The sequence below is a fragment of the Marivita hallyeonensis genome (genome assembly GCF_900129875.1).
Classification (GTDB): domain Bacteria; phylum Pseudomonadota; class Alphaproteobacteria; order Rhodobacterales; family Rhodobacteraceae; genus Marivita; species Marivita hallyeonensis.
In genome coordinates this window covers 274,721-300,272 of the sequence record NZ_FQXC01000003.1, presented here as the reverse complement: position 1 = coordinate 300,272, position 25,552 = coordinate 274,721, and the positions used below count along the sequence as shown (strand labels likewise).

Below are 25,552 nucleotides of genomic sequence, written 5' to 3'. Positions count from 1 at the left end.
GGCCTTCGGCCTTTGCTCCACACGATCCAATCAAAACGTTGTCCCCGATTTCCCCGGCCACCAGTCCGTCCCGGCCAAAGGCACCTTCGCCATCGCCGCCGCTTCCATCGTCAACGCGCACAGATCCTCCGGTTCGAGGTTGTGCAGCTTGTTCTTTCCGCAGGCCCGCGCGATGGTCTGAGCCTCCAGCGTCATCACCTTGAGGTAGTTGTTCAGCCGCCGCCCGCCTTCGACGGGATCAAGCCGCGCTTCGAGTTCCGGGTCCTGCGTGCTGATCCCGGCTGGATCGTTGCCTTCGTGCCAATCGTCATAAGCCCCCGCCGTTGTACCGAGGGCTTGGTACTCGGTCTCCCACCGTGGGTCATTGTCGCCCAAGGCAATCAACGCCGCTGTTCCGATAGACACCGCATCCGCGCCAAGCGCCATGCACTTTGCCACATCCGCCCCGGTGCGGACGCCGCCGGATACGATCAACTGCACCTCACGGTGCATGCCGAGGTCCTCGAGCGCGCGCACCGCTTCGCGGATACAGGCGAGGATTGGCATGCCGACATGTTCGATGAACACGTCCTGCGTCGCCGCGGTGCCGCCCTGCATCCCGTCTAGCACAACAACATCCGCTCCGGCCTTCACGGCGAGCGTCGTGTCGAAATAGGGCCGTGCGCCACCGACCTTGATGTAGATCGGCACCTTCCAGCCGGTGAGTTCGCGCAGTTCGAGGATCTTGATCTCAAGATCATCGGGCCCGGTCCAATCTGGGTGACGACAGGCGGATCGTTGATCTATCCCTTTGGGAAGGTTGCGCATTCCCGCCACGCGGTCGGTAATCTTCTGGCCCAACAACATTCCGCCGCCGCCGGGTTTCGCGCCTTGCCCGACGACGACTTCGATCGCGTCCGCGTTGCGCAGATCATCCGGGTTCATCCCGTAGCGCGATGGCAGATATTGATAGACGAGCGTCTTCGAATGCCCCCGCTCTTCGGGTGTCATGCCGCCATCGCCCGTGGTGGTCGAGGTTCCGGCCAAGGTCGCGCCGCGTCCCAACGCCTCTTTCGCGGCACCGGAAAGAGCGCCGAAACTCATCCCCGCGATGGTGATCGGAATGTCGAGCTTGATCGGGTTCTCCGCGTGGCGTGTGCCCAGCATTACAGAGGTATCGCAGGCCTCCCGATATCCCTCCAAAGGATAGCGCGAGATTGACGCCCCCAGGAACAAGAGGTCGTCGAAATGCGGAACCTTCCGCTTCGCGCCACCGCCTCGGATGTCGTAAATCCCGGTCGCCGCCGCGCGTCGGATTTCGGCGTTGACCGAGTTGGTAAACGTCGCCGACTGGATGGGAACCGTGCGCGGCGCGCCGTTGGGCAGGTCTTTCATCGCTCAGCCCTCAATACGCGTTGTCGATGTTGAAGTTGTACAACTGGCGCGCCGAACCGTACCGTTTGAAATCCTCGGGTTTCGCGTCACATCCGCCCCGCGCCAACAGTTCGGTGAGCATCGAAATATGCTCGTCACGCATCTCTTTCTCGATGCAGTCCGCACCCAGCGATTTCACCGACCCGCGCACGAACAGCCGCGCCTCGTAGATCGAGTCTCCCAGCGCCTCACCGGCATCGCCGCAGACGACAAGGTTACCCGACTGCGCCATGAAGGCTGACATGTGACCGACATTGCCGTGCACGATAATGTCGATGCCCTTCATCGAAATCCCACAGCGCGAAGACGCGTTGCCCTTGATGATGAGCGTGCCGCCATTTCCCGTCGCGCCCGCGTATTGCGATGCGTCGCCTTCGATCACCACTGTGCCGGACATCATGTTTTCGGCCACGCCCGGCCCGGCGGACCCCGCCACATGCACGGTCGCCTGCTTGTTCATTCCGGCGCAGTAGTAACCAGTGGAGCCTTTCACCGTAACCTCGATCGGGGCGTCCAAACCGACCGCAATCGCGTGACTGCCCTTGGGGTTCACGATCTCCCACGCGGTCTGGTTCGTTTCGTTTGCCTGCGCCTGCAGTGCTGCGTTCAAATCCCGCAGGGCGGTGGTGTCCATGTCGATGGTCTGCATCTTACGCAGCCTTCCGGGTCGGGGTGGTGTCGTGCGACCAGAAATAGACAGTGGCCGGTTCTGGCTCCCAAACGCGGGCGTAGTCGATGCCGGGCAAGCTCACGAGGGCGCGGTATTCGCTGCCGAAGGCGACGTACTGGTCGGTCTCGGCCATCACGGCGGGCTTGCATGCAATGGGGTCGCGCACGACGCCAAAGCCATCTTTTGTACCGACGACAAAGGTGAAGAACCCATCCAGATCGTCCAACGAGCTTTGCAAGGCTTCGCCCAGAGACGCGCCATTTTGCATCCGCCAGGTCAGGTAGGCCGCGCCGACCTCGGTGTCGTTTTCGGTTTCGATGACGATGCCCTCGCGCTGCAGCTTGCGGCGCAGGCGGTTGTGGTTGGACAAAGACCCGTTGTGCACGAGGCACTGGTCGGGTCCGGTGTTGAACGGATGCGCGCCCATTGTGGTCACGAGCGATTCAGTCGCCATGCGGGTGTGGCCGATGCCGTGCGTTCCGCTCATGCTGCGCAGGTCGAACCGCGATGCGACGTCTTTGGGCAGGCCGACCTCTTTGTAGATTTCGATTGTGTCGCCCGAGGACATGACGCGCAAAGCAGGGTCGATCTGCGCCAGCGCCGCGCGCGCCGGAGCGATCTGCCCGCGTGGGATTTTCAGGACCGCATGCGTGTCCTTCCGCGTCACCGCCACCTGCGCGCCGAGGGCCGTGCGGAGGTCGTCTTCAAGCGTCGCGAAAGAGGTGTCCGGCGTTTCCGATTGCACGGTGATTTTGGACCGTGTCGCGTCATCCTCGCCGTAAATCGCGATACCCGCGCTGTCGGGGCCGCGATCCGTCATCGTGATAAGCATATCGGTCAGCATCGCCCCAAGCTGAGGTTCGAGCGACCGGTCTTTCAGAAACAATCCGACGATCCCACACATTCGGGTGGTCCTTTCCAAGCCAGATTTTCAGGATGCGAGAAAAGTAGCAGGCACGGATGCTATCGGCAATAAGGGGAATGAAATATTCACTTTAGGAATAATTTGCGCAAGAATTATGCCTGCGGGTAGCTGATGATCGACAGGTAGCGCGCTGGAAGTGCGACGAGCGTCTCGGGTCCGTGCGGTGCGTCCGCTTCGAAGAAAAGCGTGTCGCCCGGGCGGAGCGGATAAATCCGCGACCCATGGCGATAATCCACCGCCCCATCCAGCATGTAGATCGTCTCAATCCCGTCGTGCTGAAACGTCTCGAACGTGTCGGACTCCGATGTCAGTTCGATCAGATAGGGCTCCACGATCACACCACTGCGGTTGGCGCCGATATGGCCGAGCAGTGTGTATTGATGCCCGGCGCGTGTGCCTTCGCGGTCGATGCTCAGACCCTCACCGGCTTTCGTATGCACGGCATCGCGCCGTTCTTCGAAGGTTTTGAAGAACGCGGTAAGCGGGACGGACAAGGCGTTGGCAAGCGTTTGAAGGGTCGTGAGAGAGGGCGAGGTGTTGCCGGTCTCGATCTTGGACACCATCCCGACGGAGATGCCCGTGAGCTTGGACAGATCCGATACCGTCATTTTCTGCTGCTTGCGGAACGCCCGCACCTCACGGCCAATCGCGACCTCGAGCACATTGTGCAGCGGGCCGGTCGTCTTGTGTGGGTCCTGGGTGAGTTTGGTCATGGCTCGAAACGTTAGCGGAAGTGTTTTGCAACAACCAGTGTCCGGAACAGCGCGATGGTCAGACCGCGGGATGGCGTCCATCAAGTATGCGATCCACTTTATGTCGGCCAAGTCCTGAAGTCGCATTTGCTATGCGCTTACGGCAACCAATCGCCAGCCCGGGGGGCGGGTCGTGCTGGAAGCACGCCTTTGGCGTGACCGATCGCGCGGCGGCTTCGCCTTGATTCCGCGCGGGAATGCTTCGCTACAAGGCCGCCTTCATCGCCGTCACCAGCGCATGGTGCAACGATCCGGCCGAGGATCGAGACCCGAGGATACGCAACCAGTTCGCCGGATCGCGGCGCAGGACATAGACCCCCATGTAGTGGATCACCGTCCGCACCGCGTCGCCAGTCTGCATCCGCTCGATATCGATATTGGCGCAGAGTTGCATCACGGCTTCGATCCCGTCACCGCGCATGTCGAAACAGACCCAGGCATCGGTCTGTTCCGTGATCGACGCGGTCTCGCAAAATCGTGCTTTCAATTGTGCAGCGAGGTCTTCGTGCGTGCCGAACGGCGCGCCAACCATCCATTGATCGGGCGCCATCCAGAAGGAGGCCTCGGGGTCGTGCAGCACGGTCTTGCCCGGTTCGGGCGCGGAGCCTTCCAAGAGTTCGCCCAGATGCGCGCGGCAGGCGGTCTCTTGTCCCTTGCGGGCCGAGACCGAAGCGAGGGCGAGGCCCATGTTCTCGGTCAGCGTGACACCTGCGACGGTGTCGATACGTGCCTCTGCACCGCCAAGCGCGTGAAGGGGGGCCAGATCATGCACGGAGGCGCTCTCCTTCCGGGTCGAGGAAATGGGCGCTGACCACTTCGACCTCGTGATCGACACCGGTAAGCGGGCTGACAAGGCGGATCACCTCACCGATGCGGCTGTCCCCTGATTTCAGGAACCCCAGCGCGATATGGTGGCCGAGGTTCGGGGAATAACACGCAGAGGTGACGTAGCCCTGATCGTTGGTGGCGGTCACCTTCGCGCCCTTGGTCAGCAAATGCGCCCCGGCGGGTACGTTGTTGGACAAGTCGACCGGCTTCAGTCCGACCAGCTTCAGCGCATCCTCTTCGTTCATCCCGGGGCGTTCGGACAAGACAGACCCAATCGAGTCCTTTGTCTTGGACACCATGCGTCCCATGCCAAGGTTCAACGCCGTGGTTGTGCCGTTCAACTCGTTCGCGGTGACGTGGCCCTTTTCGATCCGCATGACGTTGAGCGCTTCGAGGCCGTAGGGCACGACGTCGAATTCCTCGCCTGCGGTCATTAAGCGCCGGATCAAAGCGTCGCCATAACGGGTCGGCACGGCGATCTCGTAAGCCAGCTCACCCGAGAACGAGATTCGGAACAACCGCGCGCGTAGGCCGCCGCAGATCGTGACCTCGGCGCAGGCCATGAACGGGAAGGCGTCGTTCGATAGGTCGACGCCCGGGTCCACGATCTTGCGCAAGAGCGCGCGGGAGTTGGGACCCGCGACCGCGAACTGCGCCCACGCCTCGGTGGTGGAAATCAGCTGCACGTCCATGTCCGGACAGAGGCACTGCCGCACGAACTCCATGTGCCGGTAGACCCCGACGGCATTGGCCGTCGTGGTTGTGACAACGAAATGATCTTCGGCCAGACGCGCCGCGGTGCCGTCATCCATCACGAACCCGTCTTCGCGCAGCATCAGGCCATAGCGGACCTTGCCGACCGGGATCTTTGCCATGCCGTTGCAGTAAACGAGGTTCAGGAACGTTGCTGCGTCGGCGCCCTGCACGTCGATCTTGCCGAGCGAGGTCACATCACAGACGCCGACTGATTTGCGGGTTTGCAGCACCTCCCGGTCGCAGCTTTCGCGCCAATGCGTCTCGCCCGCCTTCGGATACCATTGCGCGCGCAGCCAGAGGCCCGATTCGGTAAAGACGGCGCCCTGTTCTTCGGCCCATTTGTGGCTTGGGGTCAGGCGGGTCGGGCGCACGTCCTTCCCCCAGGCGCGCCCGGCGAACACACCCATCGCGGTGGGGGCATAGGGCGGGCGGAACATGGTGGTGCCCACCTCGGGGATCGCCTTGCCCGCGACCTCGGCCATGATGGCAAGGCCCGCGACGTTGGACGTCTTGCCCTGATCCGTGGCCATGCCCAGCGTGGTGTAGCGCTTGAGGTGCTCGACAGAGCGGAAGTTTTCCTGATGCGCCAGTTTGATGTCCTTGGCAGTTACATCGTTCTGCTGATCCACCCAAGCGCGCTTGGCGGATTTGACGTGCCAGAAGGGGGTGATGCGGACGGGCGTGTCTTCTGCGTCTGGGAGGGTGGGGGCCTTCGATGTCATCCCGAGGTCCGACAGCGCGGCTTTGGCGGTTTCTGCTCCGGAATTGAGTGCGCCATGGGTCGAGAACACCCCGTTCGCCGCGCCCGCAACGGTCATGCCGGGGGGAAGGGCGCCACCGGGTACGAAGGCCGAGAGCGCCTCGTCCCAGACCGGTCGCCCGCGCTGGTGACAGGTGAGATGGACGTTCGGGTTCCAGCCGCCTGACACACCCAAAGCGCCGCACTTGATCCGGCGGATGCCGCCCTTGGGCATCTTCACTTCGATCTGTTTGAGACCCAGCCGACCCCAGGTCTGGTCGATCACGCCGCCTGCGATCACGTCGTAGTCCGTTGATATCAGCGCGTCTTGCCGAGTGTCGATGACCGACACGACCTCCACGCCTTTGGACACAAGATCAGACGCCGTGCGGTGCCCGTCGTCATTGTTGGTGAAGATCGCCACCTGCTGCGCTGGGGTCACGGCCCAGCGGTTCGCATAGGCGCGGATGGCGCTGGCTTGCATGATGCCGGGGCGGTCGTTGTTTTCGAACACGATGGGGCGCTCGGTCGCGCCGGCGCAGAGGATCGCGCGCGTGGAGGTGATGCGCCACAGGATCTGGCGGGGTTTGCCCTCTTGCGGAACGGGAAGGTGATCGCTCACCCGTTCCACCGCGCCGTAGATGCCGTGGTCGAAGGCACCGATGACGGTGGTGCGCGGCATGACGCGGACATTCGGCATGGTTTGTAGCCGCGCGACCGTCTCGGCGGCCCAGGCGGCGCCGGACTGACCGCCGACGTCGTAGGTCTCAAAGTTGAGCCGCCCTCCAATCAGGAAATCCTCATCGCACAGGATCACCCGTGCACCACTTTCACCCGCGGTCAGCGCAGCGGCCAGACCGGCAGGGCCACCGCCGATGATAAGCAGATCGCAATGCAGGAAGCCCTTGTCGTAATCGTCGGGATCATCCTGCGAGCTAAGCGATCCCAGACCAGCGGCACGCCGGATAATCGGCTCATAGACCTTTTCCCAGAAGGCGGCAGGCCACATGAAGGTCTTGTAGTAAAAGCCTGCGGCAAAGAAGTTCGACAGGAGGTCGTTGATCTCCATCGCGTCGAAGGCAAGCGAAGGCCAGCGGTTCTGCGACGCCGCCCGCAGCCCGTCATAAAGCTCTGCGGTCGTGGCCCGGGTGTTGGGTTCCTTGCGCGCGCCCTCGCGCAGTTCGACGATAGCGTTCGGTTCTTCAGACCCGGCCGTCATCGGACCACGCGGACGGTGATACTTGAACGACCGTCCCATGAGCCGCACGCCGTTCGCCAAAAGGGCAGAGGCCAGCGTGTCGCCCTTGTGGCCCTTGTGGTACGTGCTGTCGAAGCGGAAGGAGTACGTTTCGGACCGGTCGATCAGCCCGCCATCCAGACGGTTCACCTGGCTCATGCTGACCCCCCCGTACGCGCCACGTCGCGGGCCAGTTCGACCTTGGTGATCTCGTGTGTGACGGTGTCGCGTGTGACGACCAGCCACGACCGGTCGCCCTGTTCGTGATACCACAACTCGCGATGCAGACCCGCCGGGTTATCGCGCGTGTGCAGATAATCATAGAACTGCTCGGCCGCGTCTTCCGCTTGCCAGTCCGGGCGCTTCAAAAGTGTCGCGTCGCCCAGATAGACAAACTCGGACGAGTCACGCGGGCCAAGGATCGGGTGATTGATAATCATCAGTGCAAGTTGGGCTGCGCGCCCGATCCCTTTTCATCAATGACATTTCCGGTGCGGAACCGGTCGAGGCGGAACGCGGTGGCGGTCTCGTGTGGTGTGTCGGTGGCCAGCAGATGCGCGTAGCAGAAGCCCGAGGCAGGCGTCGCCTTGAACCCGCCGTAGCACCAGCCACCGTTGAAATAGAGTCCGTCGATATGGGTCTTGTCGATGATGGGCGAGCCGTCCATCGACATATCCATGATGCCGCCCCAAGACCGCAGCAGGCGCGCGCGACCCAGCATCGGGAACATGGCGATCGCTTCCTCAATCACGTCCTCGACCACCGGCAGGTTGCCGCGCTGAGCGTAGGAATTGTAGCCATCGATATTGCCACCGAAGACCAATCCGCCCTTGTCGGACTGGCTGCAATAGAAATGCCCTGCGCCAAAGGTGATGACGCCCGGAAGCACGGGCTTGAGCCCTTCGGACACGAACGCCTGCAGGACATGGCTTTCAATGGGCAGCCGCATGCCTGCATAGGCCATCACTTTCGAGGAAGACCCCGCCACACAGGACCCGACTTTCTTCGCCCCGATATAGCCGCGCGACGTCTCGACCCCCAGCACCTTACCATTCTCGATCCGGAGGCCCGTCACCTCGCAGTTCTGGATGATGTCCACACCGCGCTGATCGGCCCCGCGCGCATAGCCCCAGGCGACCGCATCATGCCGCGCAGTGCCGGCGCGCGCCTGCAGCAGCCCGCCCATGACCGGAAAGCGCGCGTTCTTGACGTTCAGGAACGGGTATTTCTCCAGCACCTGCTTCTGGTTCAGCAGTTCCGCATCCGCACCATGCAGGATCATGGAATTCCCGCGCCGGATATAGGCGTCGCGCTGGGCGTCGGAATGCATGAGGTTGATGATGCCGCGCTGGCTCATCATCGCGTTGTAGTTCAGGTCCTGCTCCAGCCCTTCCCAGAGCTTGAGAGAGAATTCGTAGAACGGCTCATTGCCGTCGAGCAGGTAGTTCGAGCGGACAATCGTGGTGTTCCGCCCCACGTTTCCCCCGCCGATCCAGCCTTTTTCCAGAACGGCGACGCGCGATTGCTTGTATTCCTTGGCAAGGTAATAGGCCGTCGCCAGTCCATGCCCGCCGCCGCCGATGATGACATAATCGTAGTCTGACTGCGGTTCCGGATCACGCCATGCTGGACCCCAGCCGCGATGGCCGGTCAGCGCTTCCTTGAGGACCCGAAAGCCGGAATATCGCATGTCGCAGTGACTCCTTCCCGGTGACCCTTGCACGGGTCTGCGGCACCGGACCTGCCTCTTTCGGTCAAATCGAGGTCTGAAAGAGACATCCCGTGCCGCAAAGCTCTTGCCGAATTCGTCGGAGTGTCAAGACGCGCTGCCGAGAATTGCGCTCATCAAGCGGCTGTCGGCATCCTGCAGGCCGTCAATGACGTCAAAATGGTGCTTGCCGGGATCAACGACATGCGCGCAGCCCCATGCATCGGCGAGCCATTGCGCTTGATCTAGGAATACGGGCCGTTCCTCGGCGCCGACCCAGACAGTTACCGGCACCGTCGGCTTCTGCTGAAAGATCGGGCTTTCGGCCTTGGCCATTGCGTCGTCCAGCCGGAAGTCCCGGTTCATCAACGTGTTCATGAGAGGCCGGAGATCCGAAACGGGCGATATCGGAACGCAGGTCTCGATGCGCGACAGCACATCCTGCGGCAGCACGCCGGGGTCGAGCATCCGGGACACCAGGTGGCCGCCTGCGGAATGCCCCGCCAATCGGATCGGTCCGTCGAATTCGCGCGCGATGACCGAGATCGCCTGCGCCACCTGCAGCGTGATATCCGGGATGCGCACGCGGGGGCAGAGATCGTAGGTCGGCATCGCCACCACCCAACCGCGTTCCAAGGCACCTTGCGCGAAGTGAGACCAGAGCGATCCTTCGAACCGAACCCAATACCCCCCATGAACGAACACCATCAGGCCCTTTGGAATGCCGTCGGGGAGGAACACATCCACGACCTCGCGCGTTCCGTGTCCGTACATCACCCCAAGTCGCGCACGGCCCAGTACGGACATCTTCTGGCGAAACGCGTCCGCATCGGCCCGCCAGCGTTTTGGATAGTTCTCCCCGTAGGGGATATATTTTGCATTGGCGTAGGCGTCGTCCCAATCCACGTCCGCGTCTCCATCAGATGATCACTTGCCAATATATTCGGCAAATGATCCACCTTTGACAGCAGAAAACCGGAGGGGACCCATGCTTGATCAGACAACAAACCTTGCGAGCCTGTTAAACGATCCGTCCTTGCTTGAAACGCGGGGCTACGTGAACGGCACGTGGATTGACGGCGACGACGGGACCTTTGCGGTGGACAACCCCGCGCGCGGCGACACGATTGCCGAGGTGGCGGACCTGTCCCGTGCGCAAGTGGCGGATGCGATTGCCGCAGCCGAAGTGGCGCAACGGGAATGGGCCAAGTGGACCGGCAAGGAACGTGCGCAAGTGCTGCGCAAATGGTTCGACCTAATGATGGAGCACCAGGACGATCTTGGCACGATCCTTACCGCCGAACAGGGCAAACCTCTGGCTGAAGCCAAGGGCGAAGTCGCCTACGGCGCATCCTTCATAGAATTCTTCGCGGAAGAGGCGAAGCGTGTGTATGGCGAGACGATCCCCGGCCACCAGCGCGACAAGCGGATCATGGTGATAAAGCAGCCCATCGGCGTGGTCGGGTCCATCACCCCTTGGAATTTCCCGAACGCGATGATCACGCGAAAAGCGGGCCCGGCGCTTGCGGCAGGGTGTTCTTTCGTGGCGCGCCCGGCGAAAGAGACACCGCTGTCGGCTATCGTTTTGGGTGTCCTTGCAGAACGTGCGGGTATCCCTGCCGGTGTGTTCAACGTCGTGCCATCGTCTTCGTCCTCGGAAGTGGGCAAGGAGTTCTGCGAGAACCCGGCGGTGCGGAAGATCACCTTCACCGGGTCCACCGAGGTCGGGCGCATCTTGCTGCGCCAGGCCGCCGATCAGGTGATGAAGTGCTCGATGGAGCTTGGCGGCAATGCGCCCTTCATCGTGTTTGACGACGCGGATATCGACGCCGCTGTCGATGGCGCGATCATGTGCAAGTTCCGCAACAACGGACAGACCTGCGTCTGCGCCAACCGTATCTACGTGCAGGCGGGCGTCTACGATGCCTTCGCCGAGAAGCTGAAAGAGAAGGTCAGCAAGATGAAGGTGGGCGACGGTCTTGAAGAGGGCACCGACCTTGGTCCACTCATCAACAACGACGCGCTCGACAAGGTGCAGGAGCATATCGCCGACGCCAAGGCCAAGGGTGGTGAAGTGATCCTTGGCAGCGAAGAGCACGAGGCGGGCGGAAACTTCTTCAACCCCGTTATCGTCACCGGCGCGACACAGGACATGGCCTTCTCGACCGAGGAAACCTTTGGTCCCCTCGCCCCGCTCTTCAAGTTCGAGACCGAAGATGACGTGATCGAGATGGCGAATGACACGATCTTCGGCCTCGCCAGCTATTTCTACGCCAAGGATCTCAGCCGCGTGTACAAGGTCGCTGAGGCGCTGGAGTACGGCATTGTCGGGGTGAACACCGGGATCATCTCGACCGAGGTCGCCCCGTTCGGCGGGGTGAAGCAATCGGGTCTTGGCCGCGAGGGCAGCCATCACGGAATCGATGAGTTTCTTGAGATGAAATACGTCTGCATGAGCGTCTGACGCTTCGAAGCTTCAAATCACTGGCGCGAGACCTTGAAAGGTCTCGCGATCCGGCCTTCCCAACCCGCCTTTCCGCTTGTCCCCAACCGACCTGGAACGGCGGCTCGGAGCCCAAATTGCAATTTCTTCGTAGCGCAGGGAATGTCGCCTTTCGATATTTGGCAAAGGATGTATCCTGACATCATCCACCCAAAACAATGAGGATCGCAACTCTGTGCCAACACAGACAATTAGCAAGCGCGTGCCTTGGATCCTTGCCTTGGGAATGTTCGTCATTGGTACGACATCGCTCAGCATATTGGGCTTGGGACCGGCGCTGACGCGCGATCTGGCCACGGACCCAGCAGACGCTGGGTGGCTCGTCACAGCATTCGCAGCGACCTTTGCCTTGGCCGCACCCCTCGCGCAATTCGCCTTGGGGCAACGTCTCGCGCCCCGAACGCTAATCCTTGCGGGCGCAAGTATTCTCGCAGCTTCCCTAGTCTGGTCGGCGCTGGCGTCCTCGTTTCAAGCGCTTCTCATTGCACGCATCGCGTCCGCCTTGGGTGGTGCGCTTATCGCGCCCACTAGCGCAGCTCTTGCCATCTCTTTGGTCCCGGCGGACCGACGCGGTGCAGTCTTGGCTACAGTCTTTGCCGGGTTTACCCTTGCGACCGTAGGAGGCGTACCGGTTGCGACATGGTTGACGCTATTGCTTGGATGGCGCGGGGCCATTGCTGCAATAGGTTTAGCCGCGGTCCTCTTTGTTGCATTGGCAGCGATCTATATGCCGCGCAACGCAGACACAGCAAACGCGCCACGGAAACGGCCCTCAGAAAGCTTTCCTCTCCTCGCACCAGCACTCCTACTTGCAGGGACGGTGGGTATGCTATCGGCACAGTTTGTCATCTATGCGCTGATGGGGGAGTTGTTGGGACAGCAATTCGGTGTCAGCGCAAGCGGGCTTCCGATCGCAATTCTCCTGTTCGGCGTTCTAGGTGTCGCGGGGAATGCCGCCGCAGGCGCGCTTTCGGATCGCGTTGGACCAGGCCCGTTGGTTTGGGCGAGTTTTGGAGGTCTCGCAGCGTTTCTGTTTCTGATGTTCCTCGATCTAGGACCATATCTGGGTGCGATGGCTCTTGCCGGATGTGCGTTCATGGGCACCCTGTTCGCGACGCCTCAACAAAGCCGACTTGTGGGATTGGTGGCTCAGGAACACCACGGCTTTGTTCTCGCACTCAACTCATCCGCAAGTTACCTCGGCATTGCGGTGGGCTCAGCATCGGCCAATGCGCTTGCTATCAATACCGGGCTTTGGGCGCTGCCCATTGGTGCTTTGGGTCTACTAGCTCTGACAGCTGTGGTGACGGTTGCATTCGGTTCTTTTAGCCGCTCAGAGCGCGTCAGAGCAAAACGAAAAAGCTGACCTTGGCGCAGCCACAGCGAATTGGTGCTTTGTCCACACTCCTGACAATCGGATCCCAAAAAAAGAGGCCCGGCGCGGTGCCGGGCCTTTCGGTCTTAATAAGCGGTGTCGATTAGTTCACGGCTTTTGCGTCAACCACGTCTTTTTCGATCGTGTCGGCCTTAGCAATCTCGATCCGGCGCGGTTTCAGCGCTTCGGGGATTTCCCGTTCCAGATCGATGTGCAGCATGCCGTCGACATGGCTCGCGCCCACGACGCGGACGTGGTCGGCCAGATGGAACCGGCGCTGGAAGGCGCGGGTGGCGATGCCGCGATGCAGATAGGTGCGGGTCTCGTCCTCGTCGGCCTTCTTGGCCGCAACGATCAACGCGCCATCCTTGACCTCGACGCTTAGGTCGGCGTCGGAAAAGCCAGCCACGGCAATCGAGATACGGTAAGCATCGTCGGCGGTTTTTTCGATGTTGTAGGGGGGGTAGCTGGGCTGGCTGACGTCGTTTGTCAGAACCCGATCCATCAGGTCGGCGATTTGGTCAAAACCGACAGTTGCGCGGTAAAGCGGTGCGAAATCATATCCTCGCATAGGTCATCCTCCATTGAGCGATACCAAGTGTGAGAAGCCTTCCGTCTTCGGACAGGCCCCATATTCGGTGTCAGGCCCCTGTCTGGGCATCCCGACACCGATCAGATGGGCATGCGATTTTCGGGTTTCAAGGGGTCCGCAAAGCCGGATTACGGGCGGATAAACTTGGCCCCGGTGTCTTTGCGCGCACCGGCATCCGCCTTGAACGGGCGAAAGACAGACCCTTCGGCAAAACCCGCGCCTTCGTCCATCAGCGCTTTGATGGTTGCGATCTGCCCATCAAGCGGTGCGCCCAGCGACACGGGCATCTCGCCACTCTTCGCCTTGGAAGACACGACGGACACGATGCGCGTCTCATCATCGCCGAATGCAAAGACGGGTGATCCCGAGCTTCCGAAATCCACGGAGCACGACAGAACAAGCACGTTGTCCTGTGCCGAGATCACCTCGCAGGTGTCCTGCATGGAGGGCGCCTCGGACCGGTTATGAGCGTAAGACACCACGCCCACCTCATCGCCGATGTCCGGCCGGTCTTCGGTGGCAAAGGGAATGATGGTTGTGTTGCGGATCGGATGCTGGAGTTCGATCAGGGCAATATCGCTATAGACACGGTCCGGCCCCGGCTCTGCATCCAGTTTGTACTTGGGATGCGCGACCGCACGGCGCACCCGGCGATACGCCGCCGCCCGACCGTTGCGCCACCCCGCCAGAAACTGAATGTCGTCCGGAGAAAGGAGTTCGCCGTCTTCGTTGTAGAGGCAATGCGCGGCAGTCAGCACCAGATCCTGCGAGATCAATGTCCCCGTACAAAAGGCGGTGCCACCGAGTTCAAGCCGACCGACGGCCTCCCACGCGCGCCCGTCCTGCCGGCTTTCCATAGAGAAAAGCCCGGTATTTTGCGCGACTGCAACGAATGGCAGTACAGTCAGCAAACCCCCCAGGATCCAATTTCGCACGAGTCAGCTCCGTTTCTTTTGTCCGGAGCTACGCTTTCATTCGGGCAAAACTATGACCTGCGCGTCAGATTTAAGAAGATTTCAAGGCATTCGGCATGGGTCCGCCGGTTGCCCAATCCAAGAGTTCGACAGTGTGCACAATCGGAATATCCGTTCCGGATCCGATCTGCATCATGCACCCGATATTGCCCGCAGCGATGATGTCCGGCGTCTTGGCCTCGAGGCTCGCAACCTTGCGGCTTTTCAGCTCTTTCGAGATCTCGGGCTGCATCAGGTTGTAGGTCCCGGCAGAGCCACAGCACAGATGGCTGTTCGCCGGTTCGACCACGTCGAATCCCGCCGCCTTGAGCAGTGTTTTCGGGTGCGTCTTGATCTGCTGGCCATGCTGCAGACTGCAGGCCGCGTGATAGGCGACCTTTTTCCCGCCGTGAATTGTCCGCGCTTCTGCCACGCTCGCCTCATCGACGAGATCGACCAGAACTTCGCTGACGTCTTTGGCAATCGCCGAAACACGCGCGGCGTCGTCCGCCAGCGCGTCGTTGCGAAACATGTGGCCGTAATCCTTGACCGTCGTGCCGCAGCCGCTCGTGTTGATGACAATCGCGTCGAGCCCGTCGCCATCCATCTCGCGCGCCCATGCCTTGATGTTGGCGGCCGCTGATCCGTGGCTCTGATCGACCTTGCCCATATGATGCGTCAGCGCCCCGCAGCATCCTGCACCTTCGGCCACCACCACCTCACAGCCAAGCCGCGTCAGCAATCGGATCGTCGCATCGTTGATGTCGGTGTTGAGCGCTTTCTGCGCACAGCCCGTCATCAGCGCCACCCGTTTCTTGCGCGGCTGCTCGGGCGCGAAACTCTGCGGGTCATCGTTGCGGCTGACCGGAGGGATCGTCTTCGGCGCCATCTCCAGCATCGCCTGCAGTCGAGCATCCGGGATCAGCGGTGCAAACGGCTTGCCGATCTTCGCCAAGAGAAGCGCAATACGGAACCGTGTCGGATAGGGCAGGATCTGTGCCAGCGTCCAGCGCAGCGCGCGTTCATGCCAGGGACGGTCGTAATTCTCTTCGATATAGGCGCGCGCGTGGTCGACCAGATGCATGTAATGCACGCCCGACGGGCAGGTTGTCATGCAGGCCAGGCAGGACAGGCACCGGTCGATATGCTTGACCGTCTTTGCATCCGGCTTGCGCTCGTTTTCGAGCATGTCCTTGATGAGGTAAATCCGCCCGCGCGGGCTGTCCAACTCGTCGCCCAGAACCTGGTAAGTGGGGCAGGTGGCTGTGCAAAAGCCGCAATGCACACAGGTGCGCAGTACCTCGTTCGACCGCGCGAAATCGGGTTTGGTGAGCTGTTCCGGTGTAAACGTCGTCTGCATGTCCTACCCCATCAACCCCGCGTTCAGGATGCCCTTCGGATCGTATTTCGCGCGCAGTCCTTTCGACAGGGCTGCCACCGCCGCAGGCTCCGGTTGGAACTTCGGCTGTCCCGTTCCACGCACCAGCGTGGCATGACCGTCGAATGCGCCAAGACGCGACCGGACATCCGTACCGGCCGCAACGCGCGCCCAGATCAACCCGCCGCCCCAATCGAAAAGATGCGCCTCCGCGCCGATCTTTGCCGCAAGATCCGCCCCGTCCGACGGGGTGCAGGACACCCGCCACACATCGCCGTCGGCCCCGTGAAACGGCACCACGTCACGAACCCAGGCCCAGCCCTTGGTCACCGCGTCCGGGTTACGCTCCACGCGCACCTCTTGCCCTGCGAAGAGCGCGGCCACCTGACCTGCGCGATAGTCGACCGATCCGGCAAAGCCCTCGATCCGCAGCATCGTCACTGGCGTGCCGTCCAGCCCGACAGGAATATGCGCCGCGCCCGTAACCTCAAACGGTGAGCCCAGCGCCTTGGCCATCGCGGCGACGGCATCTGCATCGCTCAGCCCATCGATCAGGATGCACGCCGCGCTTTCGGGTTTCGGCAGCACCTTGAGGCTCACCTCGGTAAGAACACCCAAGGTGCCCCACGACCCCGTCAGAAGCTTCACCAGATCATAGCCCGTGACGTTCTTCATGACCCGACCACCGTTCTTCACGACAGTGCCCGTGCCATCCACAAATCGCACGCCAAGCATGAAATCCCGGCAGGCCCCGACCGACACACGTCGGGGGCCGCTGACATTGCCGGCCACGACGCCACCCAGAGTTGGTTCGCCGGACTTGCCCATCAGCCCGCGATGGTCCATCGGCTCAAAGGCCAGCCGCTGCCCCTCGGCATCGAGCGCCGCTTCGACCTCCGCCAATAGAGTGCCTGCCTGCGCCACAAGCGTCAGCGAACCCGGCTCGTAGAGCGTGATACCGGACAAGCCACCGGTCTCGATGACATCGCCATTAAGGTTAACGCCCCGCGTGCCGCCGCCTTGGACACATACCGGCCCCTTGGCCGCCGAAATCATATCGGCCAACTCGGCCTCTGTCTCAGGTCTCATGATCTTCTCTGGTTTCCAAATATCCCGGGGGTTTGGGGGCAGAGCCCCCAAGGACGGCTACTCTGCCGCCAGCGCAACACTGCGGCGGCTTTCCGACACCGCCAGCGGGAACACCTTGGCCGGATTCAAAAGCCACGCCGGATCGAACACGTCCTTGACCGCCATCTGCGCCTCAAGATCCGCCGATGCAAATTGATCCACCATCAGATCGCGCTTTTCGATCCCCACGCCATGTTCCCCGGTCAGACACCCGCCGACCTCGACACAGAGGCGCAGGATATCGGCTCCGAACGCCTCGCACAGTTCCAGATCGCCTTCCTTGTTCGCATCGAACAGGATGAGCGGGTGCATGTTCCCGTCACCCGCATGGAACACGTTCGCCACGTCCAACCCGTATTCTTTCGACATCTCGCCGATCCGGCGCAATACATAGGGCAGCTCCGACACCGGGATCGTGCCGTCGAGGCACATGTAATCGTTGATCTGCCCCATCGCGCCAAAGGCGGACTTGCGGCCCAGCCAGATGCGCCCGGCCTCGTCGGCATCTTTTGCCTCGCGCAGTTCAACCGGATTGTGCCGCCGTGCGATTTGCAGGATCAGGCCCAGCTGTTCGTCGATCTCGGCCGCGGACCCTTCGACCTCGATAATCAAAAGCGCCTCGCACATCGGGTAGCCCGCCTTGGCAAAGGCCTCGGTCGCCTCGATGCAGGGTCGGTCCATGAATTCGATGGCCACCGGCAATACGCCCGCCTTGATGATGTCGGCAACGCAAGCGCCGGCAACCTCGTTCGAATCGAACCCCATCAGCACAGGGCGCGCACCCTCGGGTTTGGGCAGGATGCGCAGGGTCGCTTCCGTCACCACACCCAACTGCCCCTCGGAACCGCAGATCAGGCCAAGCAGATCATACCCGCCCGCATCCAGGTGCTTGCCACCGATCTCCATGACGGTGCCATCCATCTGCACGATCGTCACGCCCATCAGGTTGTTGGTGGTCACCCCGTATTTCAGGCAATGCGCGCCGCCGGAATTCATCGCGATGTTGCCCGCAATGGCGCAGGCCAGCTGGCTCGACGGATCGGGCGCATAGAAGAACCCGTCTTCCTCGACCGCGCCGGTGACGCTCAGGTTGGTGCGTCCGGTTTGCACCCGGATGAAGCGGTTGTCGTAATCCGTCTCGATCACGTCATTCATCCGCGCCACGCCCAGAAGCACGCAATCCGCCGTGGGTAGTGCGCCGCCGGCAAGAGAGGTTCCCGACCCGCGCGGCACGACGGGCACACCCAATTCGTGGCAGATTTTCAGCACAGCGGACACTTCTTGCGTCGAAGAAGGCAAAACAGCCGCCAGCGGAGGACATTTATATGCGGTCAGAGCGTCACATTCATAGGCGCGGGTTTCCGCCTCGTCCGAGATGACGGCATCCTCCGGCAAGACCTCTTTCAAGCGGGCGACGATCAGGTCCTTGCGCGACAGGACGTGGCTGTCCGGCTTGGGCATCTGCATGGCGTATCCTCCAAATTGGTAAAAAGATATAACCAATTTCGCCAGTTTGGCCAGAGGAAAATTCTTCCGGATCGGCCATCGTCCCCCTTGCCAAGCGGAGTTGTCAACGTCACCAAGCGGTTATGGATTGGATCAAGATCATACACATCCTCTGCGTGATGGGCTGGATGACGTCGATCTTCGCCGTGCCCCGTGCCTTGATCTACTGGAAGCGCGAATATGACCGGATCGGAGAGTTCGGCCCGCTGGGGGATCTGACGATCCGGCTTTACCGATTCTCGGCGGGTCTTGGCGTGATCGCCCTGATCACCGGGCTCTGGCTGGGCGGCCTTTGGGGCATGCCCACCTGGGTCTGGGTCAAGCTCGCACTCGTTCTTGCACTGGCCGGGCACTACGCGTGGACCGGACGGTTGGTCCTTAGGGCCAAACGTGGTGTGTTCACCGAATCCGATCGCTACCTGCGCATCTTCAACGAAGTCAGCGTCTTCGGCGCCATCGCGATCCTTTGGGTCGTGGTGGTCAAACCGTTCTGATCAATGGAGTGGATCGAGCGGCTCCAACTCTTCACCCTGCTGGACGCGGCGGGGTTTGCGTTATTGATCGTCAGTTGGCTTGGTGCGACCTGGGCGGTGGAACACGCGCCCAAAACCCGCCCGTCCATGTCCCAACTCATGGCGGATGTGCGCCGCGAATGGATGGTGCAGTTCGTCACCCGCCAACCGCGCATCTATGACGGCCAGATCATCGCGAGCCTGCGCCAGGGAACGGCCTTCTTCGCGTCGGCCAGTATGATCGCCATCGGCGGCGGCTTTGCGCTTTTGGGCAATGCCGAACGGTTGCGTGGCGTGGCGCAGGACCTGACGCTGGAAAGCGATCCGGTGATCCTGTTGGAGATCAAGCTTCTGGTGATCCTGCTGTTCGCAGCGAACGCCTTTCTGAAATTCGTCTGGTCGCATCGCCTGTTCGGCTATTGCTCGGTTCTGATGTCGGCGGTGCCGAACGATCCGGAGGACGCAAAGGCCATGCCGATGGCGATGCAGGCGGCGGAGATCAACATCACGGCGGCCCGCGGCTACAATCGCGGTCTGCGGTCGGTTTATTTCGGTATTGCGGCGTCCGCCTGGCTTTTGGGTGCCGGGCCACTGATCATCGCCAGCCTCGTTACGCTGTCCGTTGTCCTGCGCCGCGAGTTCGCCTCGCACTCGCGGCACGTGCTGCTTCACGGTGTGCCGCCCGCGAAAACGTGACTGCCAGAGACGCTGCGCGGTGTTAGGCTATTCAGCATGAAATACCTCATTGCATCTGTCCTGAGCCTGGCCGCTACTTCCGCCTTGGCCGAGCCGCCCGTCGTCGAAGCGGTCGAGATCCGCGGCACGCGCGTGTCCGTCACGCTGTCACATCCGGATACCGGGTGGGATCACTATGCCGATGGCTGGCGGATCGAAACCGGGGACGGGACGGTCATCGGAACGCGTGAGCTTTTGCATCCGCATGTGGAAGAACAACCGTTCACCCGCAGTCTGAACCTCATGGGATTGCCGGACGGTCCGCTGTTCATCCGCGCGAAATGCTCTGTCGATGGGTGGTCAGACCAAGTTTTTTCTGTGGAGCGCTAAGATTTTTCGTACGAAAAATCTTTGACCCAGAGGTTTTGAAAAAAGGTAAAGGAAGCTGCCCCTTTGTTTCGCGCGCGAAACATTCGGGCCGGATCGGACCCATTAACTATTCGTCAACCACGTCAGCGTGCAGGTGCCGTTCTCCCCGCGCCTCTGCCAAACGGATCTGCTTCTGACGCTCCCGGAACCGGGTCTTGTCGGTCTCTGATGTCTCATCGATGCACAGATGACACGACACGCCGTGTTCGAATTCGGGCCGCTGGCGATCTTCGGGAAGGATGGGGCGCCGGCACGCATGACACAGCAGATGCGGCCCTTCCTTCAGCCCATGACCGACCGACACGCGCCCATCGAAGACAAAGCACTCGCCGTCCCAGGTGCTTTGTTCCTCAGGCACCTCTTCGAGATATTTCAGGATGCCGCCCTTGAGGTGGTACACATCCTCGACCCCTTGGCTCAGCAGGTAGTTGGTCGACTTTTCGCAGCGAATGCCGCCGGTGCAGAACATCGCGATGCGCTTGTTGTGAAAGCGATCCTTGTTCTTCTCCCACCACGCAGGAAACTCGCGGAAACTTTCGGTTTCGGGATCGATCGCCCCTTCGAACGTGCCGATGGCCACTTCGTAATCGTTGCGGGTGTCGATCACAGCGACGTCCGGGCTTTGAATGAGGGCGTTCCAGTCCGCAGGCTCGACGTAATGCCCCACCTTTGCGCGCGGGTCGACATCCGGCACGCCCATGGTGACGATTTCTTTCTTCAGCCGGACCTTCATGCGGGCGAAGGGACGTTCACTGGCAGTGGAGAGCTTCCATTCCAGATCGGCGCAGCCCGGGAGGCTCTGCAAATGCGTTAACAAAATGTTAATGCCCGCCGCGGGCCCGGCGACCGTGCCATTGATGCCTTCTGACGCCAGAAGCAACGTGCCGGTGATCTTCTCGGCCCGGCACAGATCGATCAACGGCGCCTGCAAAGCCGCCGGATCGTCGAACCGGGTAAAATGATAAAGAGCGCATACCGTGAACATGCGCGCGGAGGTACGCTCAAGCCCGGCGGCTTTCAAGACTGCGCGATGCCGCAACCCTTGACCGCCCTACGCCGCAACCATACGCAAGAGGTGCCGAGAAGGAGGCTTCGACCATGTCCGCACTGATTGTTATCGACGTTCAGAATGATTTCTGCCCGGGCGGCGCGTTGGCGGTCCACAAAGGCGACGAGATCGTCGTCGGGATCAACGCCGAGATGGACAAGCATGACGCGGTTGTGCTGACGCAGGATTGGCATCCTGACGGCCACAGTTCGTTCGCATCGCAGCACGCGGGCAAGGCCCCGTACGATACGGTCGAGATGCGGTACGGCACGCAGGTCCTTTGGCCGGATCATTGCGTGATCGGGTCGGACGGTGCCCAGTTTCACACCGCGCTGCAGACCGACCGCGCCGATATGACAATCCGAAAGGGCTTTCGCCGCGCTATCGACAGTTATTCGGCGTTTTTCGAGAACGACCATGCGACGCCAACGGGGCTTGAGGGCTACCTGCGCACGCGCGGCATCAGCGACCTGACGCTTGTAGGTCTCGCCACCGATTTCTGCGTGGCGTACTCGGCCATTGACGCGGCCAAGCTTGGCTTCCACGTCACGGTGAAGCTCGATCTTTGCAAGGCGATCGATCTGAATGGATCGCTCGAGATTGCGAAAACGCAGATGGCCGATGCGGGTGTGACGCTGCTGTGAGCAAACCGACCACCTTGACGGACAAGCTGGCCAAGGCCCGGGTGCCATCGCATCCGCATGTCGCAGACCGCGCAAAGCGGGGGTTGATGGCGTTCGTGACCTCGACAGGTGCCTCTGCCGAGGTGGTGCAACAGCTCGCAGACGGATCGGCGGCGCAGGGGATCGGGCGGATTGGCCTGTCCGCCCTGACGCCCGGGGGACTCGCCTGCCAGAGGGGGTGCGCCTTTTGCTGCATCCTCTCCGGTGAAGACGGTGGCACGATCACCGAGGCCGAAGCGGTGGCGCTGTATGACGCTTTGGCGCCTTTGGCAGGTGCCGCCGATGGGCGGGACTGGCATCCGGACGCCTGTCCGTCGCTTGACCCCGACACGCGCACCTGCCGCGCCTATGATGCGCGTCCGATGATCTGCCGCGCGTATGTTTCGACCGACGTCGAAGCGTGTAAGCGCGTGGCCGAAGGCGAACCCGCCGACGGGCCCGGGACACTGGAGCCATACCACACCTACCTTGCGGCAATCGGCCTGAGCCGCGCGGCGCTTAAGGGCACCAAACGCGTGGCGACCTATGCGCTGTCGCGCCTTGCGGCAGCGGCGGTCGAGGGTGAGACACGCGATGCGGCCTTGAACAAAGCGCGCCACGCCCCGTCCGAGCTTGATGCAGAATTGCGTCGCAGCAAGCGCGATTTGTCCCGCGCCACGTGATCCCGTTTGTGCTTGTCCGTTGCGTCCGTAGACTGCGGCCGAGTTCGGATTTACCAGCGTGACCCCATGTTTGAACGTATCCTGTCCCTGTTCGATAGCTCGGTCCCCAAAACCGCGCTTCCGCCCGCCGAGGCCAAGTATGCGCTCGGTGCGCTGATGGTGCGGACGGCACTGATCGACAATTCCTATCTCTTCAACGAGGTGAAGGAGATCGACCGCGTTCTGTCCAAGATGTACGGGCTCGGCCCGATCGACGCCGCGAAAATGCGCGCGCAGTGTGAAAAGCTGGAGCATGAACTGCCGAAAACCGGCGATCTTGCGGCGATCCTGGCTGCCACGACCAGCATGGAGGACCGCGAACAGGCCGTCGCGGCGCTTTGGGACGTGGTCTATGCGGATGGCAACCGGCATGTCAAAGAACTGAGCCTTGTGAGTGAAATCGCCGAGCGGCTTGGCGTCAGCGAAGAGCGCTGCGAAGTGATCCGCCAGCATGAGCTGGCACATTGGGACAAGAACCACTGAGGCTGGACAAGTCGGAGCCGGGTTGGTCTAAGCGAGGCGCGCCTGCCCCGGGAGACCGCCATGGTTGATATCGCCACCCGCGTCTGGAACCACAAATGGAAGATCGATCCGATTGTTCGGTCGCTCATCGATACGGATTTCTACAAACTTCTGATGTGCCAGTCGGTGTTCCGCAACAAGCGCGACACGCAGGTGACGTTCAGCCTGATCAATCGGTCGTCGCATGTGCCTTTGGCCAAGCTGATCGACGAGGGTGAACTGCGCGAGCAGCTGGATCATATTCGGTCTCTGTCGCTTCGCCGCAACGAGAGCACATGGCTGCGCGGGAACACGTTCTATGGCAAGCGTCAGATGTTCCGCCCGGATTTCATGGAGTGGTTCGAGAACCTGCGCCTGCCGGCGTATCACCTGGAGCGCGTCGGCGATCAGTACGAGCTGACCTTTGAGGGCGCTTGGCCCGAAGTGATGCTGTGGGAGATCCCGGCGCTGGCGGTGCTGATGGAGCTGCGCGGGCGGGCGGTTCTGAATGACATGGGGCGGTTCGAGCTGCAGGTGCTGTACGCCCGCGCGATGACGAAGCTGTGGGAGAAGATCGAGAAGCTGCGCGGCGATCCGTCCTTGAGAATCGCGGATTTCGGGACACGGCGGCGGCATTCTTTCCTGTGGCAGGACTGGTGTGTGCAGGCGATGGTCGAGGGGCTGGGCGACAGTTTCGTCGGCACGTCGAATTGCCTGATCGCCAAGAACCGCGACCTGGAGGCGATCGGCACCAATGCCCATGAATTGCCGATGGTGTACGCGGCGTTGGCGGAGGATGACGTGGCGCTGGCGCAGGCCCCGTATGACGTTCTTGCGGACTGGCACGAAGAGCATGAAGGCAATCTGCGGATGATCCTGCCGGACACCTATGGAACCGAGGGGTTCCTCAAGAACGCACCGGATTGGCTTGCCGGATGGACCGGCATCCGGATCGATTCCGGTGACCCCGCCGAGGGGGCCGAGATCGCCATCCGCTGGTGGAAGGAACGCGGCGAAGACCCGACGCAGAAGCTGGTGATCTTCTCGGACGGGCTCGACGTGGACAAGATCCTGGAGTTGCAGGCTCAGTTCACTGGACGGGTGCGGGTGTCGTTCGGTTGGGGGACATTGCTCACCAATGATTTCCGGGGATTGACCACGGACGACCGCCTCGCCCCGTTCAGCCTTGTCTGCAAGGCGGTAGAGGCCAACGGACGCCCGACGGTGAAACTGTCGGACAACCCGAACAAGGCCATGGGACCACTGGACCAGATCGACCGCTACAAGCGTGTATTCGGCGTCGGCGAACAGGAGCGGCTGGAGGTCTTGGTCTAAGAGCGGCTCCCGGAGCGGCCTTGCTAACGCGTTCCCCTTTTTGCCAACAAGCCGGCGCTGGAAAAGGTTTTCATGGGTGACGCTTCAAACGAAGATGTGACTCGGCCTGCCTCCTGGCTTAGGAGGTGCTTGTCCGTGCGAATATGTTGACGAGAAACGCTGTCGACATGCCGAAACCGAGGATTCCGGCGAATGCGGCCATGGCTCCGAATATGCGTGATCCGTCGTCGAGCGTCAGGTCTCCGTAGCCGACAGTCGTGTATGTCACCAGTGTGAAGTAGAACGCATCCTGAAAGGCGGACAGGTCTGCGACCAGCATCCACAGGACACAGGCCCAAAGGGCAATCTGGGCGAGGTGGATAGAGGCGATCGCCGCGAGAAGGCGTGCGATGCTGGAAGCTGCCAGCGGCTGACCTGCCGGAAACAGGCGCGACAGGCGTAGCAGCCATGCAAGCTGAAGAAAGCTCGCCACCAGAAACATTCCGGTGCCGAGCGAGACCTGAGTGATCAGGTTCATGGTTTGCGACCCAGTCTGAAACCACGTGCGATGGCGGCGATTGTCCCGGCGAGACCGGTCTCTTTGCCCTTCGCCAGATACGCGTATCCGGCCAGTGCCCCAATCGCTCCGCCGATGCAGTCTACGATAAGGTCAGCCATTGTATCCATCAGACCAGATTTCTGCATGTTGGTGCCGAAGATCTGGTCCATTGAGAATTCAAAGATCTCCCAGACGGCACCGATGGACACCGCGAAAGAGAACGCCAGAAGCGCCGCGAGCGCCGGTGAGACGGTCATCCGCTCGCCGCGCACGAGGAGCAGGACCAGGACCGTACCGATCATTCCGAAGCCCACGGCAGACCCGGTGTGTAGCAGGACATCCCACCACCAGAAGCGCTCGTAAAAATCGCCGACTTCGCCGAGGAAAAGCGTGCCGGTGATAAAGAAAATGACGGCGGCAACAAAACCCTTGGGAAGCGACACGTCAGCCCAGCCTTGGCCGAGGATCGGCAGCAATGTGAGTGCAAATGTGACGAGCGCGATGAAGACGACGCTCCACGTGCCTTGCCACATAGCTGTCAGGGCGCTGGTTAGCAGCAGGATCCACATCAGGTAGGTAATGGGATGTTGGTTGCGTAGTCGATCCATGGTCAAGCTCCGGGTATCCCTTCTTGCCCTATCAAAGTTCGCACGCGCTGCTGCGTCGA

The 25,552-nt window shown here is 61.5% G+C and carries 26 protein-coding genes; 9 read left to right on the top strand and 17 right to left on the bottom strand.

Going from position 1 to position 25,552, the window contains the following annotated elements:
* Nucleotides 1–30: 30 nt before the first annotated feature.
* From BUA42_RS10895 to BUA42_RS10855, 9 genes are all read right to left on the bottom strand, one after another.
* Complete coding sequence (locus BUA42_RS10895) at nt 31–1,374, bottom strand: FMN-binding glutamate synthase family protein (protein WP_072777785.1); 1,344 nt, start codon at nt 1,372–1,374, stop codon at nt 31–33.
* A gap of 10 nt (nt 1,375–1,384) precedes the next feature.
* Entirely contained in the window at nt 1,385–2,062 is a 678-nt protein-coding gene (locus BUA42_RS10890; RefSeq protein ID WP_072777784.1) for a GltB/FmdC/FwdC-like GXGXG domain-containing protein, read from the bottom strand.
* A 1-nt stretch (nt 2,063) separates the two neighbouring features.
* Entirely contained in the window at nt 2,064–2,987 is a 924-nt protein-coding gene (locus BUA42_RS10885; protein ID WP_072777782.1) for a class II glutamine amidotransferase, read from the bottom strand.
* Between the two features lie 113 nt (nt 2,988–3,100).
* Nucleotides 3,101–3,721 carry a helix-turn-helix domain-containing protein gene (locus BUA42_RS10880; RefSeq protein ID WP_072777781.1) on the bottom strand — a complete coding sequence of 207 codons (621 nt, stop codon included), beginning with the start codon at nt 3,719–3,721 and terminating at the stop codon, nt 3,101–3,103.
* Between the two features lie 244 nt (nt 3,722–3,965).
* Nucleotides 3,966–4,532, bottom strand: coding sequence for a sarcosine oxidase subunit gamma (locus BUA42_RS10875; protein WP_072777780.1), 567 nt, complete (start codon nt 4,530–4,532; stop codon nt 3,966–3,968).
* The gene (locus tag BUA42_RS10870; RefSeq protein ID WP_072777779.1) at nt 4,525–7,479 is read right to left on the bottom strand and encodes a sarcosine oxidase subunit alpha family protein; all 2,955 of its coding nucleotides are present in this window, start codon (nt 7,477–7,479) and stop codon (nt 4,525–4,527) included. Before BUA42_RS10870 ends, BUA42_RS10875 begins: the two co-directional genes overlap by 8 nt.
* The gene (locus BUA42_RS10865; protein WP_072777778.1) at nt 7,476–7,760 is read right to left on the bottom strand and encodes a sarcosine oxidase subunit delta; all 285 of its coding nucleotides are present in this window, start codon (nt 7,758–7,760) and stop codon (nt 7,476–7,478) included. Before BUA42_RS10865 ends, BUA42_RS10870 begins: the two co-directional genes overlap by 4 nt.
* Nucleotides 7,760–9,010 carry a sarcosine oxidase subunit beta family protein gene (locus tag BUA42_RS10860; RefSeq protein WP_072777776.1) on the bottom strand — a complete coding sequence of 417 codons (1,251 nt, stop codon included), beginning with the start codon at nt 9,008–9,010 and terminating at the stop codon, nt 7,760–7,762. Before BUA42_RS10860 ends, BUA42_RS10865 begins: the two co-directional genes overlap by 1 nt.
* 126 nt (nt 9,011–9,136) lie before the next feature.
* Nucleotides 9,137–9,934, bottom strand: coding sequence for an alpha/beta hydrolase (locus BUA42_RS10855; RefSeq protein WP_072777774.1), 798 nt, complete (start codon nt 9,932–9,934; stop codon nt 9,137–9,139).
* Between the two features lie 82 nt (nt 9,935–10,016).
* On the opposite strand from BUA42_RS10855, the gene BUA42_RS10850 reads away from it, so the two are divergent.
* The gene (locus BUA42_RS10850) at nt 10,017–11,492 is read left to right on the top strand and encodes an NAD-dependent succinate-semialdehyde dehydrogenase (RefSeq protein WP_072777773.1); all 1,476 of its coding nucleotides are present in this window, start codon (nt 10,017–10,019) and stop codon (nt 11,490–11,492) included.
* Nucleotides 11,493–11,757: 265 nt separating this feature from the next.
* Nucleotides 11,758–12,897: an MFS transporter gene (locus BUA42_RS10845; RefSeq protein WP_218588631.1), complete on the top strand. Its 1,140-nt coding sequence runs from the start codon at nt 11,758–11,760 to the stop codon at nt 12,895–12,897.
* 112 nt (nt 12,898–13,009) lie between these two features.
* Here BUA42_RS10845 and BUA42_RS10840 read toward each other — a convergent pair whose 3' ends face one another.
* From BUA42_RS10840 to BUA42_RS10820, 5 genes are all read right to left on the bottom strand, one after another.
* Nucleotides 13,010–13,477 carry an Hsp20 family protein gene (locus BUA42_RS10840; protein ID WP_072777770.1) on the bottom strand — a complete coding sequence of 156 codons (468 nt, stop codon included), beginning with the start codon at nt 13,475–13,477 and terminating at the stop codon, nt 13,010–13,012.
* 149 nt (nt 13,478–13,626) lie between these two features.
* Entirely contained in the window at nt 13,627–14,433 is an 807-nt protein-coding gene (locus BUA42_RS10835; protein WP_072777769.1) for a trypsin-like serine peptidase, read from the bottom strand.
* Nucleotides 14,434–14,503: 70 nt separating this feature from the next.
* A complete protein-coding gene (glcF, locus tag BUA42_RS10830; RefSeq protein WP_072777767.1) occupies nt 14,504–15,811 on the bottom strand; it encodes a glycolate oxidase subunit GlcF in 1,308 nt (435 codons plus the stop codon).
* 3 nt (nt 15,812–15,814) lie between these two features.
* Nucleotides 15,815–16,918: an FAD-binding protein gene (locus tag BUA42_RS10825; protein WP_072777766.1), complete on the bottom strand. Its 1,104-nt coding sequence runs from the start codon at nt 16,916–16,918 to the stop codon at nt 15,815–15,817.
* A gap of 57 nt (nt 16,919–16,975) precedes the next feature.
* Complete coding sequence (locus BUA42_RS10820; RefSeq protein WP_072777765.1) at nt 16,976–18,424, bottom strand: FAD-linked oxidase C-terminal domain-containing protein; 1,449 nt, start codon at nt 18,422–18,424, stop codon at nt 16,976–16,978.
* Nucleotides 18,425–18,546: 122 nt separating this feature from the next.
* Between BUA42_RS10820 and BUA42_RS10815 the strand changes: the two genes are divergently transcribed.
* The 3 genes from BUA42_RS10815 to BUA42_RS10805 are packed head-to-tail and all read left to right on the top strand — an operon-like array spanning nt 18,547 to nt 20,040.
* On the top strand, nt 18,547–18,957 hold the full coding sequence (locus BUA42_RS10815) for a CopD family protein (RefSeq protein WP_072777763.1): 411 nt from the start codon (nt 18,547–18,549) through the stop codon (nt 18,955–18,957).
* A 3-nt stretch (nt 18,958–18,960) separates the two neighbouring features.
* Entirely contained in the window at nt 18,961–19,671 is a 711-nt protein-coding gene (locus tag BUA42_RS10810) for a DUF599 domain-containing protein (protein ID WP_072777762.1), read from the top strand.
* A gap of 36 nt (nt 19,672–19,707) precedes the next feature.
* On the top strand, nt 19,708–20,040 hold the full coding sequence (locus BUA42_RS10805; protein WP_072777761.1) for a hypothetical protein: 333 nt from the start codon (nt 19,708–19,710) through the stop codon (nt 20,038–20,040).
* 106 nt (nt 20,041–20,146) lie between these two features.
* Here BUA42_RS10805 and trhO read toward each other — a convergent pair whose 3' ends face one another.
* On the bottom strand, nt 20,147–21,064 hold the full coding sequence (trhO, locus tag BUA42_RS10800) for an oxygen-dependent tRNA uridine(34) hydroxylase TrhO (RefSeq protein ID WP_072777760.1): 918 nt from the start codon (nt 21,062–21,064) through the stop codon (nt 20,147–20,149).
* A 113-nt stretch (nt 21,065–21,177) separates the two neighbouring features.
* On the opposite strand from trhO, the gene pncA reads away from it, so the two are divergent.
* The 4 genes from pncA to pncB all read left to right on the top strand — a co-directional run bounded on the left by pncA (nt 21,178) and on the right by pncB (nt 24,347).
* The gene (gene pncA / locus BUA42_RS10795) at nt 21,178–21,771 is read left to right on the top strand and encodes a bifunctional nicotinamidase/pyrazinamidase (RefSeq protein ID WP_084066196.1); all 594 of its coding nucleotides are present in this window, start codon (nt 21,178–21,180) and stop codon (nt 21,769–21,771) included.
* Nucleotides 21,768–22,472, top strand: coding sequence for a YkgJ family cysteine cluster protein (locus BUA42_RS10790; protein WP_072777758.1), 705 nt, complete (start codon nt 21,768–21,770; stop codon nt 22,470–22,472). Before pncA ends, BUA42_RS10790 begins: the two co-directional genes overlap by 4 nt.
* A gap of 66 nt (nt 22,473–22,538) precedes the next feature.
* Nucleotides 22,539–22,994 carry a tellurite resistance TerB family protein gene (locus tag BUA42_RS10785; protein WP_072777757.1) on the top strand — a complete coding sequence of 152 codons (456 nt, stop codon included), beginning with the start codon at nt 22,539–22,541 and terminating at the stop codon, nt 22,992–22,994.
* A 60-nt stretch (nt 22,995–23,054) separates the two neighbouring features.
* Nucleotides 23,055–24,347 carry a nicotinate phosphoribosyltransferase gene (gene pncB, locus BUA42_RS10780; protein WP_072777756.1) on the top strand — a complete coding sequence of 431 codons (1,293 nt, stop codon included), beginning with the start codon at nt 23,055–23,057 and terminating at the stop codon, nt 24,345–24,347.
* Nucleotides 24,348–24,465: 118 nt separating this feature from the next.
* Here the strand turns inward: pncB and BUA42_RS10775 are convergent, their stop codons facing one another.
* Together BUA42_RS10775 and BUA42_RS10770 are read right to left on the bottom strand one after the other, a co-directional pair.
* Entirely contained in the window at nt 24,466–24,864 is a 399-nt protein-coding gene (locus tag BUA42_RS10775) for a potassium channel family protein (protein WP_072777755.1), read from the bottom strand.
* Complete coding sequence (locus BUA42_RS10770; protein WP_072777754.1) at nt 24,861–25,493, bottom strand: DUF2238 domain-containing protein; 633 nt, start codon at nt 25,491–25,493, stop codon at nt 24,861–24,863. The genes BUA42_RS10775 and BUA42_RS10770 overlap by 4 nt, the downstream gene beginning before the upstream one ends.
* Nucleotides 25,494–25,552 lie beyond the last annotated feature (59 nt).